The 18,134-nt window shown below is 64.0% G+C and carries 17 protein-coding genes; 7 read left to right on the top strand and 10 right to left on the bottom strand.

What is annotated here, in order from left to right; translation table 11 throughout:
* Positions 1-3 precede the first annotated feature (3 nt).
* The gene (locus EP379_RS12375; protein WP_127478100.1) at positions 4-303 is read right to left on the bottom strand and encodes a hypothetical protein; all 300 of its coding nucleotides are present in this window, start codon (positions 301-303) and stop codon (positions 4-6) included.
* Between the two features lie 169 nt (positions 304-472).
* Between EP379_RS12375 and EP379_RS12370 the strand changes: the two genes are divergently transcribed.
* The 6 genes from EP379_RS12370 (at position 473) to phoU (ending at position 8,202) form a co-directional block, all read left to right on the top strand.
* A complete protein-coding gene (locus tag EP379_RS12370) occupies positions 473-1,450 on the top strand; it encodes a PstS family phosphate ABC transporter substrate-binding protein (protein WP_127478099.1) in 978 nt (325 codons plus the stop codon).
* 65 nt (positions 1,451-1,515) lie between these two features.
* Positions 1,516-2,115, top strand: coding sequence for a hypothetical protein (locus tag EP379_RS12365; protein ID WP_127478098.1), 600 nt, complete (start codon positions 1,516-1,518; stop codon positions 2,113-2,115).
* A 209-nt stretch (positions 2,116-2,324) separates the two neighbouring features.
* The gene (locus EP379_RS12360) at positions 2,325-4,622 is read left to right on the top strand and encodes an ABC transporter permease subunit (protein WP_127478097.1); all 2,298 of its coding nucleotides are present in this window, start codon (positions 2,325-2,327) and stop codon (positions 4,620-4,622) included.
* Between the two features lie 16 nt (positions 4,623-4,638).
* A complete protein-coding gene (gene pstA, locus EP379_RS12355; protein WP_338055808.1) occupies positions 4,639-6,318 on the top strand; it encodes a phosphate ABC transporter permease PstA in 1,680 nt (559 codons plus the stop codon).
* A 58-nt stretch (positions 6,319-6,376) separates the two neighbouring features.
* Positions 6,377-7,225, top strand: a complete 849-nt coding sequence (pstB, locus tag EP379_RS12350) for a phosphate ABC transporter ATP-binding protein PstB (protein ID WP_420824460.1) — start codon at positions 6,377-6,379, stop codon at positions 7,223-7,225.
* 260 nt (positions 7,226-7,485) lie between these two features.
* Entirely contained in the window at positions 7,486-8,202 is a 717-nt protein-coding gene (phoU, locus tag EP379_RS12345; RefSeq protein WP_127478096.1) for a phosphate signaling complex protein PhoU, read from the top strand.
* 675 nt (positions 8,203-8,877) lie between these two features.
* Here phoU and EP379_RS12340 read toward each other — a convergent pair.
* The 7 genes from EP379_RS12340 to EP379_RS12310 form a co-directional block, all read right to left on the bottom strand.
* Entirely contained in the window at positions 8,878-9,213 is a 336-nt protein-coding gene (locus tag EP379_RS12340) for a hypothetical protein (RefSeq protein WP_127478095.1), read from the bottom strand.
* Positions 9,214-9,253: 40 nt separating this feature from the next.
* Entirely contained in the window at positions 9,254-9,604 is a 351-nt protein-coding gene (locus EP379_RS12335; RefSeq protein ID WP_127478094.1) for an addiction module antidote protein, read from the bottom strand.
* Between the two features lie 9 nt (positions 9,605-9,613).
* The gene (locus EP379_RS17035; protein ID WP_127478919.1) at positions 9,614-9,904 is read right to left on the bottom strand and encodes a type II toxin-antitoxin system RelE/ParE family toxin; all 291 of its coding nucleotides are present in this window, start codon (positions 9,902-9,904) and stop codon (positions 9,614-9,616) included.
* 342 nt (positions 9,905-10,246) lie between these two features.
* Complete coding sequence (locus EP379_RS12325) at positions 10,247-11,431, bottom strand: efflux RND transporter periplasmic adaptor subunit (RefSeq protein WP_232023909.1); 1,185 nt, start codon at positions 11,429-11,431, stop codon at positions 10,247-10,249.
* A gap of 2 nt (positions 11,432-11,433) precedes the next feature.
* Positions 11,434-13,797 carry an ABC transporter permease gene (locus EP379_RS12320; RefSeq protein ID WP_127478092.1) on the bottom strand — a complete coding sequence of 788 codons (2,364 nt, stop codon included), beginning with the start codon at positions 13,795-13,797 and terminating at the stop codon, positions 11,434-11,436.
* 4 nt (positions 13,798-13,801) lie between these two features.
* Positions 13,802-14,521 (bottom strand): ABC transporter ATP-binding protein, encoded by a 720-nt coding sequence (locus tag EP379_RS12315; protein WP_127478091.1) that lies wholly within the window; start codon positions 14,519-14,521, stop codon positions 13,802-13,804.
* A 269-nt stretch (positions 14,522-14,790) separates the two neighbouring features.
* Positions 14,791-15,360, bottom strand: a complete 570-nt coding sequence (locus EP379_RS12310) for a tetratricopeptide repeat protein (protein ID WP_172600478.1) — start codon at positions 15,358-15,360, stop codon at positions 14,791-14,793.
* 15 nt (positions 15,361-15,375) lie between these two features.
* Here EP379_RS12310 and EP379_RS12305 point away from each other — a divergent pair, with 15 nt between their 5' ends.
* The gene (locus tag EP379_RS12305; protein WP_127478089.1) at positions 15,376-15,927 is read left to right on the top strand and encodes a DUF5615 family PIN-like protein; all 552 of its coding nucleotides are present in this window, start codon (positions 15,376-15,378) and stop codon (positions 15,925-15,927) included.
* An 86-nt stretch (positions 15,928-16,013) separates the two neighbouring features.
* Here the strand turns inward: EP379_RS12305 and argF are convergent, their stop codons facing one another.
* Both argF and EP379_RS12295 read right to left on the bottom strand, forming a co-directional pair.
* Entirely contained in the window at positions 16,014-16,922 is a 909-nt protein-coding gene (gene argF, locus EP379_RS12300) for an ornithine carbamoyltransferase (protein ID WP_127478088.1), read from the bottom strand.
* Positions 16,923-16,935: 13 nt separating this feature from the next.
* Positions 16,936-18,120 (bottom strand): acetylornithine transaminase, encoded by a 1,185-nt coding sequence (locus EP379_RS12295; RefSeq protein ID WP_127478087.1) that lies wholly within the window; start codon positions 18,118-18,120, stop codon positions 16,936-16,938.
* Positions 18,121-18,134: the final 14 nt, after the last annotated feature.

Raw genomic sequence — 18,134 nt, 5'->3', positions numbered from 1 at the left:
GTGTCAGCTCCCGAATTCGTGGCGGCCGCGGCGCAGGCGCTTGTACTGGCGCACCATGGTGATGGTCTTGTGTACCGTCGGGGCGTCGAAGGCGGCGACGTCCAGCACCACCGTCAGGCGGCGGCCTTGCGGTCCCTCGTCACCGATGGTGATGCTGTTGCATGCCTCGCCGCTGTGGCGGCGTGTGACGAAGCGGGCATCCCAGACGATTTCCCGGCCCTCGAAGGGGCCGCGAAAGCGCAGCTGCAGCTCCGGCCCGCCCAGCGGGATCAGGGCCTGATAGTCGGGAGTGGCGTGGGGCATGGCGGACAGCGTACCTGCTCGAAAGAGTGGAGGCCAGACGTCCACTGTCATAAAGCAGTAACAGTAGTGTCATACATATGACAACACCCGCCCCCATACTGCGTTCCGTTGCAAAGCGGGGGCCGTTGCTTCCGGCGCTTGTTTCAACCTACCAAGAGGATTGACCTGTATGACTTTCAAGAAAGCATTCACTGCGGCGGCACTGGCTGCCGCGCTGGTGTCCGGCAGTGCACTGGCCGCCACCGTAAAGGTTGACCCGGCGCTGCCGGAATACCAGCGCGCCTCCGGTGTGTCCGGTAATTTCTCCAGCATCGGCTCCGACACCCTGAACAACCTGATGACGCTGTGGGCCGAGGAGTATGCCCGCTTCTATCCCAACGTCAACATCCAGATCCAGGGCGCCGGTTCCTCCACCGCTCCCCCGGCGCTGACCGAAGGCACCGCCAACTTCGGCCCTATGAGCCGCGCCATGAAGTCCTCGGAAATCCAGGCCTTCGAGAACAAGTACGGCTACAAGCCCACCGCCGTGCCGGTCGCCATCGACGTGCTGGCCGTGTACGTCAACAAGGACAACCCGATCAAGGGCATGACCATGGCGCAGGTGGACGCGATCTTCTCCGCCACCCGTCGCTGCGGCTACAAGGAAGACGTCACCCGCTGGGGTCAGCTCGGTCTGACCGGCGCGTGGGCCAACCGCGACATCACCCTGTACAGCCGTAACGCCGTATCCGGCACCTACGGCTTCTTCAAGGAGCATGCGCTGTGCAACGGTGACTTCAAGCCTAGCATCAACGAGCAGCCGGGGTCGGCCTCCGTGGTGCAGGGCGTGACCGAATCCATCAATGGTATCGGTTACTCCGGCATCGGTTACATCACCTCCGGTGTGCGCGCCGTGCCGCTGGCCAAGGCCGAAGGCCAGCCGTTTGCCCCGGCCGACGCCGACCACGCCGCCGACGGCAGCTACCCGCTGTCCCGTTTCCTCTACGTCTACGTGAACAAGCACCCGAACCGTGAGCTGACTCCGATGGAGCGCGAGTTCTTCAAGCTGGTGCTGTCCAAGCAGGGTCAGGAAGTGGTGGTCAAGGATGGCTACATCCCGCTGCCTGCCGCCGTGGCCAAGCGTGAGCTGCAAAAGCTCGGCCTGTAAGCCGCAACCCACAGGCCACCCCGTCCGGGGTGGCCTGATTTTCAACGAATAATGGAGACACAACGATGCTTGCCAACAAGAGCAGGATGACATTCGCCGCCGTTGCGTTGCTGGGCCTGGGTTTGAGCGGTTGCGCCACCGATCAGGAGGCGACCAAGAGCGATGCCAAGACCGAGACGGTCAAGGCTGCCGCCGTGGAAACCAAGACGGCGCTGCCGCAGCAGTATTTCGAGGCACACAAGGACGGCCGTATCTGGGTGTTCGGCAACGAGAAGCTCTACAAGGAGTTTCTGGCGGGCAAGGAAATCGCTCTGGTGATGACCCGTATCGCCGCTGGCCCCAAGCGTGAAACCGTGGTCTTCGGCCTGACCAAGGACGAGAGCAAGAAGATGCCCAACCTGCCCCAGGTCGCCCTGTTCGAGGGCAAGCAGGAAGGGGCCGCCGAGGGCTTCTATGGCGAGATCCACAAGGATGGCCGCCACTTTGTGTTCGACGGCTGGAAGGAGATGAAGGAGTTCCGCCACAGCGGCGAGGCCCCCTACGTCTTCACCTACGTCGGCGCCGGCCCCAAGCGCGCCACGGTGGTCTATGTACGCAACAAGGCACAGAGCAAGACGGCCCCGGACGCGCTGATTGCCAGGTTCCGCCAGTTCCACGGGCTGTAAAGGCAGATACAAGATACAAGTGGCAAGATACAAGTGATGGGATGCGCTGCGCGCGCCGTATATCAAACGGCGCCCGCGGAGCGGGCACATTCCCTTGTCACTTGTAACTTGTCACTTGCAACTGCCGTTGTGTAATCGATTTGTAACATTTGTGTAATACCGTAGCCGTCCTGTCACAAGCCCGAGCGCTAGCGCGAGAACGCCGACCCATGACCGATACCGTCGCCCAAGCTGTCCCCGTGGACGGCGCCCGTGTGTCCCTGCTGCCCAGTGGCGAGAAGCGTGCCAGCCTGCGGCGCTGGCGCTATGCCAAGGACCGCATCTCCCGTTACGGCGTCGCCGCCGGTGGCCTCGGTGTGGTGTTTGCCCTGGCGCTGATCTTCGTTTACCTGTTCTGGGAAGTTTTTCCCATGCTGCGTCCGGCCAGCGTCGAGCCGGTGAGCACCTATACCCTGCCGGCCGGAGTCGCTGGCGAACAGGTGGTCGATATGGCCACCGAGCGCTATACCGAAGTGGCCAGTGTGTATGGCCGTGATGGCAGTGTCACCTTCCTCGAACCGCGTACCGGAGTTGTGCGCAAGCGCCTGCATCTGCCCATCCCGCAGGGGGCGGAAGTGGTGAGCAGCGCGCAAACGGAAGTGAAATACGGTGTGCGTGCCTACGGCCTGTCGGATGGCCGCGCCCTGGTCAGCAAGCATGAATACACCCTGACCTATCCGGACGATGTGCGCCACATCGAGCCGGACATCACCTATCCCCTGGGTGACGCCCCGTTGCTGCTGGATGAGCAGGGCGCGCCGCTGACCGTGATCGGTATCCAGACCGCAGGCGAAGGCTATGCCCTGGCCGGCGCCACGGCCGACGGCCGCCTCACCCTGGCCATCTATCGCGCGGCGGTGTCGTTCATGACCGGCGAGGTGGAGGTGAAGCGTAGTTCCTATTCCCTGCCGCCGGTGCCGGGCCGCCCCACCCACATCCTGATCAACAAGACCACGCGCAACCTGTTCGTGGCCGATGATGCCGGCTATATCCATCACTACGACATCGTCTACCCCGACGAGGCGAAGCTGGTGGAGAGCGTGCGTGTGGTGCAGGAGGGTGTGCGCATCAACGCCATGCGCTATCTCGCCGGTACGGTATCCATCATCGTCGGCGGTTCCGACGGCAGCGTGGCGCAGTGGTTCCCGGTGCGCGACGAGCAGAACAAGTATCACCTGACGCGCATCCGCGAGTTCAAGTCGCATCCCGCGGCCATCACCTTCATCGCACCGGAGTACGCGCGTAAGGGATTCGTCGTCGGTGATGCCGGCGGCAACATCGGTGTGCACTTCACCACCTCGGCCCGTACCCTGCTGATGGAAAAGGTGGCCGAGGCCGCCATCACCGGCCTGGCCGTCTCGCCGGTAAACGACACTTTGCTGGTAACCGATGTCGGCAACCAGATGCGTTTTCTCGACCTGTACAACCGCCACCCGGAGATTTCGTTCAAGGCGCTGTGGGGTAAGGTATGGTACGAAAACCGTGCCGGTGAAGATTACGTCTGGCAGGCCTCCTCCGGCAGCGACGACTTCGAACCCAAGTTCAGCCTGGCGCCCTTGACCCTGGGTACCATCAAGGCCGCCTTCTTCGCCATGATGTTCGCCATTCCCCTCGCCATCATGGGTGCGTTGTACACCGCCTATTTCATGACCCCGCGCCTGCGCGGCTTCGTCAAGCCGAGCATCGAGATCATGGAGGCGCTGCCGACGGTGATCCTCGGCTTCCTCGCCGGCCTGTGGCTGGCGCCGTTCATGGAAAACAACCTGCCGGCGGTGTTCAGTATCCTGCTGCTGATGCCGGTGGCCATGCTGCTGGTGGCCTATGGTTGGGCCAACCTGCCGGCGCGGCTGCGTCTGCTGGTGCCGCCCGGCTGGGAGGCGGCGATCCTGATGCCGGTGATCCTGCTGGTGGGCTGGCTGTGCATCGTCATGAGCCCGACGCTGGAGGTGTGGTTCTTCAACGGCAGCATGCGCCAGTGGCTGACTGATGTCGGCATCACCTACGACCAGCGCAACGCCCTGGTTGTCGGTATCGCCATGGGCTTCGCCGTGATCCCCACCATCTTCTCCATCGCCGAGGACGCGATCTTCACCGTGCCGCGCCACCTGACCCAGGGGTCCCTGGCGCTGGGCGCGACGCCGTGGCAGACCATGGTGGGCGTGGTGCTGCCCACCGCCAGCCCCGGCATCTTCGCCGCGGTGATGATGGGCTTCGGCCGCGCCGTGGGCGAGACGATGATCGTGCTGATGGCCACCGGCAACAGCCCGGTCATGAACTTCAACATCTTCGAGGGCATGCGCACCCTGTCGGCCAATATCGCGGTGGAGCTACCGGAGACGCCGCTCGGCAGCACCCACTTCCGCGTGCTGTTCCTCGCCGCCCTGGTGCTGCTGGTGCTCACCTTCGTGATGAACACCGTGGCGGAAATCGTGCGCCAGCGCCTGCGCAAACGTTACAGCACCCTGTGATCCGGAGCGCCTAGTCATGAGTCTTGTGAATATCAAAACCTGGGGCAAGAGCGGCGCGCCGTGGATCTGGCTCAACGCCGGCGCCGTGGCGGCGAGCATGGTGATGGTGCTGGGCCTGCTGGCGCTCATCGCCGTGCGCGGCTTTGGTCACTTCTGGCCCCACGATCTCATGGAAGTGGATGTCACCAGTCCGGACGGCAAGGTTGAGCGCGTGTTGGGCGAACTGGTACGCAGCGAAGAACTGGCAGCCTCCGTGTTGCGCGATGCCGGTGAGCAGATCCCCAAAGATGTGCGGATCGTCGAACGCCACCTGATCAAACAGGGCAACCGCGATACCCTGGGGCGTGACTTCGTCTGGTATCTGAAACCGCGCATGGGCGAGCCGCGCTATCCGCTCAATGCCGTGATGCTGGAACGGCGCGAGTGGGGCAATTTCTATGGCTATCCGCTGGAACTGAAGGAAGAAGGCCGCAGCATTGCCCAAGGCGATGCGCTATGGCCGGAACTGCAGGCGCGCATCAAGCGCGCCAACGACATTCACGAGGCCATCCGCAAGATCGAGCGTCAGGACATCGGCAACGTCAACTTTCGCATGGAGCGCCTGCGCCTGGAAGAGCGTCGCATGGCGCTGGACCCGAACATGCCGGCGGCGGAGGCGGCACAGCGCAAGGCGCAGATGGCCGCCGAGCGCGCCGAGCTGGATGCTGAATATGCGCGTTTCGCGCAAGAACTGGAAAAGCTGTATCGCGACGTGCGCCGCGATACCCTGGTAGCCGAGATCATGGATGGGCGCAAGGTGAATGTGCCGGTGGCCAACATCGTGCGCGCCTCGCAGCCCAATGCCATGTCGGTGTTCGCCAAGATCGCTTATTACTTCGATCGCTTCGGTGAATTCATCGGCGGCTATCCGCGCGAGGCCAACACCGAGGGCGGTATCTTCCCCGCCATCTTCGGCACCGTGACCATGGTGATGGTCATGTCCATCATCGTCACACCCTTCGGCATCCTCGCCGCCATCTACCTGCGCGAGTACGCGAAGCAGGGGCCGCTGCTGCGCCTGATCCGTGTCTCGGTGTACAACCTGGCCGGCGTGCCGTCCATCGTGTTCGGCGTATTCGGTCTCGGCTTCTTCGTCTACTTCCTCGGCGGCTCCATCGATGCCCTGTTCTATCCCGAGGCCTTGCCGTCGCCGACGTTCGGCACACCGGGCCTGTTCTGGGCCTCGCTGACCCTGGCCCTGCTCACCCTGCCGGTGGTCATCGTCGCCACCGAAGAAGGTCTGGCGCGCATCCCCAGCTCCATCCGCATGGGCAGCCTGGCCCTCGGCGCCACCAAGGCGGAGACGTTGTGGAAGGTGGTGGTGCCGCTGTCCACTCCGGCGATGATGACCGGCCTGATCCTCGCCATCGCCCGCGCCGCCGGCGAGGTGGCGCCGCTGATGCTGGTGGGCGTGGTCAAGCTGGCGCCGACCCTGCCCATCGACGCCAACGCGCCTTTCATCCACATGGAGCGCAAGATCATGCACCTGGGCTTCCACATCTACGACGTCGGCTTCCAGAGCCCCAACGTAGAGGCGGCGCGGCCGCTGGTGTATGCCACCTCGCTGACCCTGGTGATCCTGATCGTGCTGCTCAATCTGACCGCCATCAGCATCCGCAACCACCTGCGCGAAAAATACCGCAGCGAATCCGATTGATGTGCCAGCGCACGCAACGGAGTAACGAATCATGAACGCTATAGGCAAGGCTATGGACATGACCAGCAGCAATACACCCACGTCCCGCACCCACGCCGTCGGCGCCCACCTGTTCGAGGGCGAGGAGCGGCAGAAGCTGTCGCTCGCCGACGAAACCGTCTGCCTGGACGTGCGCAACCTGAATCTGTACTACGGCAGCGATCTGGCGCTGAAAAATATCAGCCTGCAGATCCCCGCGCAGCGCGTCACCGCCTTCATCGGCCCCAGCGGCTGCGGCAAATCCACCCTGCTGCGCTGCTTCAACCGCATGAACGACCTCATCGACATCTGTCGCATCGAGGGCGAGATCATGCTCGATGGCGAGGACATCTACCGCCGCGGCATCGACGTCGCCGAGCTGCGCCGCAAGGTCGGCATGGTGTTTCAGAAGCCCAATCCGTTCCCCAAGTCGATCTACGAGAACGTCGCCTACGGCCTGCGCCTGCAAGGCGTCAACAACCGCCGCATCCTCGACGAGGCGGTGGAAAAGGCGCTGATGGGCGCAGCGCTGTGGAACGAGGTCAAGGATCGCCTCGACGACAATGCCATGGGCCTGTCCGGCGGTCAGCAGCAGCGCCTGGTCATCGCCCGCGCCATCGCCATCGAGCCGGAGGTGCTGCTGCTGGACGAACCGGCCTCGGCGCTGGATCCGATCTCCACCCTGAAGATCGAGGAACTGATCAACGAACTGAAGTCGCAGTACACCATCGTCATCGTCACCCACAACATGCAGCAGGCGGCGCGCGTCTCCGACTACACCGCCTTCATGTACATGGGCGACCTGATCGAATACAACGACACCGACACCATTTTCACCAACCCGTCGAGGAAGCAGACCGAGGACTACATCACCGGCCGCTACGGTTGATTGATATCACTCGTTCCCTCCGTACTGTGTGAGGAGGACGATAGTTACATTCCATCTCCGCTATGTGGAGGGTTAGGGAGGGGCAAAGCGGCGTTTCCAACGCCGCTCCCCCTCCCAAGCTCCCCCGGGCGGGGGAGGAGATGGACGGGAAAACAGGTTGGCAGGGCGTGCTACATCCCGCCAGCAGCGGCAGCCGGAATATCGGCACCGCGCAACAGGGCAACGACAACACGCGTATTCAGCGCAAAGGAAACGCAGCAATGGACAAGATGAGCCTAGGTCAACACATCTCCCAGCAGTTCAACGTCGAGCTGGAAGACATCCGCACCCGCGTGCTGAGCATGGGTGGCCTGGTCGAGCAGCAGCTCGCCGACGCCCTCACCGCGGTGATGGATGAAAACGTCGAGCTGGCGGAACTGGTGATCAAGGGCGATCTCAAGGTCAACGCCATGGAGGTCACCATCGATGAGGAATGCTCACGCATCTTGGCTCGCCGCCAGCCCGCCGCCGGCGACCTGCGCCTGATCGTTGCGGTCATCAAGACCATCACCGATCTGGAACGCTGCGGCGACCAGGCCGAGCGTGTTGCCAGCATCGCCATGCGCCTCACCGGCGGACGTGAGAACCGCAACCACTACGAAGACCTGGTCCACCTCGGCAACCACGTGCGTCAGCTGTTGCACGACGCCCTCGATGCTTTCGCCCGCATGGACCCAGAGGCCGCCGTGCAGGTCGCGCGCGACGACATCAATGTCGACAAGGAGTACGACGCCCTGACGCGCCAGCTCATCACCTACATGATGGAAGACCCGCGCACCATCACCCGCTCGCTGGACGTGCTGTGGGCCGCCCGCGCCCTGGAGCGCATCGGCGACCACGCGCGCAACATTTGCGAATACGTGATCTACCTGGTGCGCGGCAAGGACGTGCGCCATGTGTCGCTGGAAGAGATGGAGGAGGAGGCGCGGAAGCGCTGACTGTGAGTTCCCTCCCCACTTGGTGGGGAGGGTTAGGGAGGGGGACTAAGGCGCGTTCAGCGCTCATTTTGTTCCCTCCCCCAGGGGCGCTGCTCTTTCATCCCCTCTCCCTCAGGGAGACGACTACATGGATGTAGTCGGTTGTAAACGCAGGAGCATGTTTCCCAGGGCTAGGGTGAGTGGTGTTAAATTCAATGTGCGCGCATTCGCGCGCATATCCATCTAATGCGGGGAGCCGCCCCGCGCGCGGGTCACTTTCTTTGTCCCGCCAAAGAAAGTAACCAAAGAAAGTCGGCCCGACTGCCGCGCCCTGCGGGTTCATTCGGCACATCCCTGTGTCTCACCCTTCGGGCAGCCTGCGGCTGTGCGAATCGGCTGTCCTGCCGATTCGTCCCTGTGCTTCTCGCCTGAATCGGCGCTCGCCTACGCGTCTTCCTGACGCGAAGGCGAGGACAGGCCGTCCCTGGCCTGTCCCCTGCGGGCTTGATCCGATTCAGGCTGCGATGCTCGGCACGGCAGACGGGGCCCAACCCGGCTCGCCTGCGGCATCGCGCGGGTGGCGTGCGCTTCGCGCACGCTCAATTTAACCGTGGTCTGTCCCCGGTTGTTCAGACGCCGAAACCGACCGCCAAACCCGCGCCGCTTTTGCGGGTCGCCTGGAGCCGATGGTTAGCGTCACACCTCATCAGTTTGACTCCACCCACAGGCTGGACAGGACGTGACAACAACTGTGTGGCGCTCATCTCCAAACACCTTTTGCTCGAAATGCTCAGCTGAATTGGCGCATTCAGGACAAGCAATGTGACCTGTTGGGTCATTGACTTTGACCTCGCCCTTCCCAAGGTACTCTTGTACCAACTCAAGTAGACGCTCCTTCGTAGGAGGCGTGTCCGGGAGTTTTGCAATCAGAGGCAGCGCCCAGTCGGGCGCTATTTTCGATGAACGTCGGTAATAGGCGTGAGTAATTATCCAAGAGATCAAAGCACCACCAAAGAAGAGTGCAATTTCCATTTCCTACCATGCCCCCTAAATAAAACGCTAACGCCAGCGCTCAACCGCGCGATGGACGAGCGTCGGTTGGAGCGCCTTGTTGGGCATGGTCTTGGATATGTGCTGCTTCGGCATGAAACCTCAGACCGAGTGCGCCAACGACTTTCAGAATGGTGTCGAAGCTTGGGGCTCTTTCGCCGGAGAGCGCCTTGTACAGGCTTTCACGTGACACACCTGCATCGCGTGCCACTTGAGACATGCCTTTAGCGCGCGCAATGTCTCCGAGGGCCTTTGCTATAAACGCAGCATCACCATCCGCCTCTTCTAAGCATGCTTCCAGATAAGCAGCCATTTCTTCGGGAGTGCGCAGATGCTCGGCAACGTCGTAGCGGGAAGTTGCTGTCTTTTTCACAGAATTTTCCTACAGATTACGAGCAAGCCGTAGAGCCGTCTTGATGTCTCTTGATTGACTGCCCTTATCACCGCCAGCCAACAAGATCACCAGCTCTCTTCCTTGCTGTTTGTAGTAGACCCGGTAGCCGGGGCCATAGTTGATTCGCAACTCAGAGACTCCTTCTCCGATGGGTTCGGCGTCTCCTGCATTTCCTTCAGCCAAGCGTTCAACTCTCGCGAGAATACGGGCACGAGCCCGAATGTCCCGCAGGCCATCGAGCCACTTGGCATAGACATCCGTTTTGCGAATCTCCATCATAGGCGCACTGTAGCCGCCAGGCCACACCCCGTCAACTTTCCCCGGAGCCCAACTACTATTCGGCGAATTATCCGCCGCATATGCGGGAGGGATGCCCGCGCTGAATTTCGATATTACTTTCAACATCAATAGATTGCTATTGGTTCCTGTATGGTTTTCTACAGCTGCTATGCCGCTGAACAACCACATAGCGGAGAAAAGGAATATGCGCCGCATAGCGCGGATTGCGGACGGCGGTTCATTCCCCTGATTCAACGCCTTACGTTTTCGTCCCTGCAATATACTGCGCGGCAGTTGGCTGTAACCGATATGTCGAAGCGCGCCTGTACACTCTGGCGATCGTCACCGCTCCGCAATCCTCACCCCATCCCCCACCGTCTCATCGGGATGGATGATCACGCGCTCGCCTTCTTTCAGCCCGTCCAATATCTGCGCCGCCAACCCGCTGCGCTGACCCGGTGTCACCTCGCGTAGACGGGCGCGGCCATCGTCGGCGACGAATACGGCCCAGCCGTCGTTGCGGCGGAACAGGGCGCTGGCGGGGACCTGCAGCGCGGCATCGCTTTCCCACAGGATGAAGCGGGCGTCGACGCGGTAGCCGTCGCCGAGGGTTTGCCATTGCTGCGGCGGGGCGGCGATGTCGGCGATGACGAGGACGCGTTGTTCCTCGACGCCGAGGGCGGAGATCTTGGTGAAGCCGACGGGTTCGATGAGGCGTACCCGGCCTTCCAGCGGCGTGCCGCCCCAGCGCTCGAACAGGACGCGCATGCCGGGCTGGATGCGCACGGCGTTGGAGGACAGGGCCTCGATGGCGATTTCCAGGCGTTGCGGGTCGCCGACTTCCAGCAGCGGCTGGCCGGCGGCGACCACGCCTTCGCTCTGCTGGTATAGCTTGAGCACGCGGCCGTCGACCGGGGTGGTGATGGCGACGCGGGTGCCGCTGACGGTTTCGCCGCCGGCGTATTGCAGGGCGGTGCGCGCGGTTTCCAGTTCGTGGCGGCTGACTTCCACCGCGAAGCGGCTGGAGCGCTCCGTTGCCAGGGCGGACGCGGCGCGGGCGCGGGCGCGTTCCACGTCGTTGGGTGAGATGAGATTCTGTTTGCTCAGCTCCTGCAGGCGCTGGTATTCGGCTTCGGCCTGCGTTGCGTCGGCGGCGGCGGCGCGGGCCTGTTCGCTCGCGGCCTGCAAGGCGGCCTGGGCGGCGGCGACGCGGGCCTGGGCCGCGGCATGGCTGCGCGCGTCGAGCGCGGCGGGACGCACCGGTTCCAGCTGCACGATGGTTTCGCCGTGCGCCACGCTGTCACCGACGCGCTGGGTGATGCGCGGCGTGTAGCCGGCCACCGGCGCGGAGATGACGTAGCGATCGATGACGCGGGTCTTGCCGACTTCCTGCACCGTGACCTGCAAGGGGCCGGTGTGTACCGTGGCGAGGTCCACCGCGCGCGGCGGTTGACGGAAGCCCAGGCCGATCAGAATGACGATGCCGAGACCGATGAGGCCGAGGATGGTGTTTCTGCGCCAGTGCATGTTCATTCCTTGGTCTTGAGGACCGCTATCAGATCCAGTTTATCCAGTTTGTGCCGCACCAGCAGGGCCGAGATGGCGGTGGCCGCCACCACCACGGCGGCGGAGAAGGCGTAGGTCTCCGTGTCGATTATCAGCGGCACGCGGTACAGCTCGTTCTGCAGTGTACTGGCAATATAACCGCACAGCGCATAGCCGAGCCACAGGCCGAGGGGCAGGGCGGTGACGGTGAGCAGGGCCAGTTCGCCGAGCAGGATGTAGGAGATCTCGCCGCGCGTGAAGCCGAGCACGCGCAGGCTGGCCAGCTCACGGCTGCGCTCGGTGAGGATGATGCGCGCGCTGTTGTAGACCACGCCCACGGCGATGATGCAGGAGAACACCGTGGAGATGAAGGCGATGTACAGCATGGTCTCTTCCATGATGCGGGTGAAGTTTTCCATGTCCTGGGTGCGTTCGACCACGCTGGCCACCCGCGGCGTGCCCTTGAAGCGGCTGTGCAGATCGGCATAGGCCTCCGCATCCACGGCGAGCCAAACGCCGGAGATGGCGCGGCCTTCCTGCAAGAGCTGGTTTAGGGCGGTGATGTCCATGTAGGCGAAGGTGCCGAGATATTCCTTCACCAGCCCGGCCACCTGAACCTGATAGCTGCGCCGGTTGCCTTCGAGCACCTCCACCGTCAGCGTATCGCCCCTCTGCACGCCGAGCATCTGGCCGAGATAGTCGGTGAGCAGCACGCCGTCGGCCGGGATCGGAATGGGGCGCAGTTCGACATCGAGCAGGCGTTTCACCTGATTGCCGGATTCGACGCCGCGGATCGAGGTGCGGTGGCTGCGGTGCTCGTGGCGCAGCAGCACCGGCACGTTGCGGAAGATCTCGCCGTGCTCGACGCCGGGCAGGCTGGCCAGTTCGTAGAGGGCGCGATCCGAGCTGGGTTCGGTGAAACTGAGCGACATGTCTTCGCGCGAGGCGACGTTGTACTGGATGTCCATCATGTAGCCGACGGTGTCGCCCTGGAACAGCCCGGTGGTGGTGATGGCGCCGGCGAGGGCGATGCCGAGCACGGTGAGCGCCGACTTGAACGGGCGGTGGCCGATGTGGCGGAAGATCATGCGCGTGGGTTGCGCCAGGGCGTGCTTGAAGCCGATGCGCTCGAACAGGGTTTCGCGGTAGCGCGCCGGTGGCTCCGGGCTCATGGCCTGGGCCGGGCGCAGCCGTGCCGCGGCGCGCACGGCGAGCAGGGTGCCGAGGCTGGCGGCGGCGGCAGTGAACAGGGTGGCGTTTGTCACCAGTACCGGCCGCAGCACGAACATCAGGTAGGGCAGGCGGTAGAAGCCGAGATAGATGCTGCTCAGGCCGCGCCCCAGCCAGACGCCGGCCACGACGCCGACGAGCACCGCGACGGCGACCACCACCAGCACCAGCTTGATGTAGTGCAGGGCGATGGCGGCGTTGCTGTAGCCGAAGGCCTTGAGCACCGCCACCTGCTCGCGCTGGGTGGTGACCAGGCGGTTGACCACGATGTTGAGCAGGAAGGCAGCGACGCCGAGGAAGATAACCGGAAAGATATTGGTGATGGTGTCGAGCTGCTTGAATTCCTCGCTAAGGAACTTGTGCGACAGCTGATCGGCACGGGCGTAGGCGCCGAGGCCGCCGTAGGGCGCCAGCACGTCGTCGACGTGATCGATCACCTCTTCCACGCTGCGGCTGCCGTCGAGGCGGAAGGCGACGTTGTTGAAGGCGCCCTTCATTTCGTAGGCGTAGCCCAGCGGGGTGCGCGCCATCCACATCACCGCGTAGCGCAGCTCGTCGGGGAAGAAGGCGCCGGGGCGCAGCTGGTAGATGTGTTCCGGCGACATGGCGGTGCCGACGATGGTGAGCACGCGGCGCTTGCCCTTGATGATCACCGGCAGTTCGTCGCCGGGGTGCAGGCCGTGGGCGGTGGCGAAGGAGTGGTCGATGACCACCTCGTCGTCATTGCCCGGCTCGATGCTGCGGCCCTCGCGCAGGTACAGGTCGTTGAGCAGCGCCGGCCCGTCGTCCGGCAGCGAGGTGAGCAGGGCGGTAATGGTTTCGGGGAAGTCGGGCAGGTCGACCGAGCCCCAGGCGGTGACGCGCGTATCCGCGATCTTGACGCCGGGGATCTCCGCCAGCCGCTCGCCCACCGCCTGCGGGGCGCGCTTCAGGTTGACGAAGGCGTCGGCGAAACGGTAGTCGAGGTAGTAGTCGTTGCGGCTCTCCTGCAGCGAGTCCAGCGTGCTGCTGAACATGATGTAGGTGGCGACACCGCAGGCCATCACCAGCATGATGGCGAACATCTGTGCGCGCAGTTGCCACAGGTCACGCCACAGCTTGCGGTCGAGGGCGGTCATGGCACTACCAGTGCAGCTCCTGCGGCGAGACCTTGCGGGCGTTGTGCTCGACGCTGGCGACGCGGCCGTCGCTGATGTGGATGATGCGATCGGCGATGGCGGCGATGTCGCTGTTGTGGGTGATCACCACGGTGGTGGTGCCGAGCTCCCGGTTGATGCGGCTGATCGCCTCCAGCACCACGATGCCGGTGGTGACGTCCAGCGCGCCGGTGGGTTCGTCGCACAGCAGCACGGCGGGGTTTTTGGCGATGGCGCGGGCGATGGCGACGCGCTGCTGTTCGCCGCCGGAGAGCTGGGCCGGGAAGTGATCCAGCCGATCGCCCAGACCGACCAGGCGCAGTGCCTCTTCCGGCGCCATCGGGCGCGCGGCGATCTCCGTCACCAGCGCCACGTTCTCGCGCGCGGTGAGCGAGGGGATCAGATTGTAGAACTGGAACACGAAACCGACATGCTCGCGGCGGTAGCGGGTCAGGGAGCTGTCGTTGTAGACGGAGAGGTCATGGTCCTGATAGCGCACCGTGCCGCTGGTGGGGACGTCGAGGCCGCCGAGGATGTTGAGCAGGGTGGACTTGCCGCTGCCGGAGGGGCCGAGCATCACCACGAACTCGCCCTTGTAGAGTTCGAGATCGACGCCGCGCAGCGCCTGCACCTCGACCTCGCCCATCTGGTAGGTCTTGGTGACGCCGTGCGCCTCGAAGACGGCGGGGGTATTCGAAGATTCCATGCCGACGTTCCTGTCTGAACAATTAGGGAAGCTCTGAATAAGTTCAGAGCTTCCGCGGCACAGGGATGTGCCGCCATTTTTCAACGACGATAAGTCGTTGAAAAATGAAGCCAAGCGAAAATCACACTTTTCGCTTGGCGTGGTCTGAGAAGTCCAGGATGGACTTATTCAGACCTTCCTTAGGTAGGAGCGGCTCCGCCGCGATGGCGTGTCAATGTCCCCGGGCAGCGCATTGCGCCGCAGGCGCGCCTACAGGCATCCCGGTGCGTTCAGTTCGGGTTGCGCCACTGCTTCGCCCTGGCCGGATCGGGCGCCAGGCCGGTGAGACCCTGTTCGTAGGCCTGCACCAGCGCGGCGCGGGCCTCGTCCAGACCCCGGTCGGCGGCCTGGGTCCACAGTTCGATGGCCTTCGCTGCATCCTGCCCGGTGCCGAGGCCGTAGGCATACATCACGCCCAGGTTGTACATCGCCGGCAGGTGGCCGCGCGCCGCCGCGTGCTCGAACAGCGACAGGGCCTGGCGGTCGCTGCGGAACACGCCGTCACCGGAAACATACATCACGCCGAGGTTGTACATGGCGTCGGTATTCCCCTGGTTGGCCGCCCGGGTGTACCACTCGTGCGCCTGCTTCACATCGCGCGCCACGCCCCAGCCCTTGTGGTACAGCAGGCCCAGGTTGTACTGCGCGTCGGCATTGCCCTCCTGCGCCAGCGGCTGCCATAGTTGCAGGGCCCTGGCGTAATCCTTCGCCTTGAAGGCGGCGAAGCCGTCCTCCAGCGGGCCGGCCAGAGCGACACCAGTAACAAGGGCTAGGGTGAACAGGAGAAGGCGTGATTTCATGGTCACTATTTCACCATGTCCGGCACGCCATGGGAAACCATCGTCGGGCATGGCCGCTTCAATCGGACAGGGATACTGATGGCCGAGCCACGCTTTCTCTGCGATGAAATGCTGCAGCGCCTGGGACGCTGGCTGCGTGCCGCGGGCTATGACACGGCCATCGCCACGGCGGGGGCGGATGACGGCGAACTGGCGCGGCAGGCGGTGGCCGAGGAGCGCTGGCTGCTGACCCGCGACCGGGAGATGGCGCGCCTGCGCAATGGCGATGGCCGGGTGGTCTGGCTGGCGGAGAATGCGTTGCCGGAACAGATTGCCGCCGTGACGCAACGCTTTGCCATCGGCTGGCTGTCCCGTCCCTTTTCCCGCTGTCTGGACTGCAATACCCCCCTCATCCCGGCGCGCCCGGAACAGTATGCGCAGTTGCCGCAAGGGGCGTTGCTGACATCGCCGCAGGCCTGGTTTTGCCCCCGTTGCGACAAGCTCTACTGGGAGGGCAGCCACCTGCGGCGCATGCGCCACACGCTGGAGAATTTCGCCCGCGGTGACTGGGTCATCGCCACCGACTGAAGTGACGGCTTACCTCCTGGGGCGTCGCGGCTGGATTACCGCCGGCCGTTTTATCCCACTTTTCCGCGCCATCTACCTAAAACGGGCTAGCGCGATAGCAGCAGGAATTCCAGCAAGGCCTTCTGTGCGTGCAGGCGGTTTTCCGCCTGGTCCCACACCTGGCTGTTGGGGCCGTCGATGACCGAGGCCGCCACTTCCTCGCCGCGGTGGGCGGGCAGGCAGTGCAGGAACAGGGCATCGGGCCTGGCGGCCGCCATGATGGCATCATTCACCTGCCAGGCGGCGAAGTCGCGCAGGCGCTGCTGCTGCTCTTCCTCCATGCCCATGCTGGCCCAGACGTCGGTGGTGACCAGATCGGCGCCCTGTGCCGCCGCAAGCGGATCGCTGAACAACTGCACGCTGTCACCGGCGGCGGCGAGGATCTGCGCGTCCGGCTCGTAGCCCGGCGGCGTGGAGATGTGCAGGCGATAGCCGAACTGGCGCGCACCCTCGATGTAGGAGTTGCACATATTGTTGCCGTCGCCGATCCAGGCCACGGTCCTGCCCTCGATGTCGCCGCGATGTTCCTGATAGGTCTGCATGTCGGCCAGCATCTGGCAGGGATGGAACGAGTCGGTGAGGCCGTTGATTACCGGCACGCGTGAGTGGGCGGCGAAACGCACGATCTGTTCGTGGGCGTAGGTGCGGATCATCACCACATCGACCATGCGCGAGAGCACGCGCGCGGTGTCCTCGATGGGTTCGCCGCGGCCGAGCTGGGTGTCGCGCGGCGAAAGAAAGATGGCATGGCCACCGAATTGCACCATGGCGACTTCAAAGGAGACGCGGGTACGGGTCGAGGACTTCTCGAACACCATACCCATCACCTTGCCCTTGAGCGGCTGGTATATTTCGCCGGCCTGCTGCATGGCCTTCAGTTCGCCGGCGCGGCGCAGCAGCTGTTTCAGCTCGGCCTTGCTGGCGTCCTGCAGGGTGAGAAAGTGTCGTACAGCCATGAAATTATCGCTCTCAGGCGGCGCTTTCCTGCAGGAAAGTCTGCACCAGGCTGCCCACCTGCTGCACGATCTGGTCGGCCTCGGCGTCGCTCAGGATCAGCGGCGGCAGCAGCCGCACCACACGTTCGGCGGTGACGTTGATGAGCAGGCCCTGTTCCAGGGCACGCTTCACCAGCTCGCCGCAGGGACGATCCAGCTCGATGCCGATCATCAGGCCCTTGCCGCGCACGTCGACCACATGCGGATTGCCGTTCAGCGCTTCGGCGAGGCCGAGCAGCATGCGTGTGCCGAGGTTTTCGGCACGGGTGGGAAGATCATTTTGTTCCAGCACGTCGAGCACGGCGAGACCGGCGGCGCAGGCCAGCGGATTGCCGCCGAAGGTGGAACCGTGGTTGCCCGGTTTGAACAGTTCGGCGGCGGCACCGCGCGCCAGGCAGGCGCCGATGGGCACGCCGTTGCCCAGGCCCTTGGCCAGGGTCATCACGTCGGGTTTGATGCCTTCGTGCTGGAAGGCGAACATCTCGCCGGTGCGGCCCATGCCGGTCTGGATTTCGTCGAGCATCATCAGCCAGCCGTGGGTGTCGCACAGCTCGCGGATGTCGCGCAGGTAGCCTTCGGTCGGCACCTGCACGCCGCCTTCGCCCTGCACCGGTTCGATCAGGATGGCGGCCACGCCGACGCTGTTCTTGGCGACGGTGCGGATGGCCTCGATGTCGTTGTAGGGCACGCGCACGAAGCCGGTGACCAGCGGCTCGAAGCCGGCCTGCACCTTGCGGTTGCCGGTGGCGGAGAGGGTGGCCAGGGTGCGGCCGTGGAAGCTGCCCTCGGCGACGATGATCAGCGGGGTGTCGATGCCCTTCTGGTGACCGTACAGGCGTGCCAGCTTGATCGCGGCCTCGTTGGCCTCGGCGCCGGAGTTGGAGAAGAACACCCGATCCATGCCGGCGGCGCGCACCAGGCGCTCGCCCAGCGCCTGCTGGTTGGCGATGCCATAGAGGTTGGAGGTGTGCACCAGGGTCTGCGCCTGGCGGCACAGCGCCTCGGCGACCTTGGGATGGGCGTGGCCCAGTCCGCACACCGCCACACCGGCGACGGAGTCGAGATACTTCTTGCCATTGCTGTCCCACAGCCAGGCGCCTTCACCCTTCGCGAAGGTGACCGGCAGGCGGGCGTAGGTGGTCATCAATGCATCGGACATGATGTGTTACCTGT

The organism is Sulfurivermis fontis (genome assembly GCF_004001245.1).
GTDB lineage: Bacteria > Pseudomonadota > Gammaproteobacteria > Thiohalomonadales > Thiohalomonadaceae > Sulfurivermis > Sulfurivermis fontis.
Note: the sequence above shows the minus strand (reverse complement) of the source record. Positions and strands in the feature narration are given on the sequence as shown.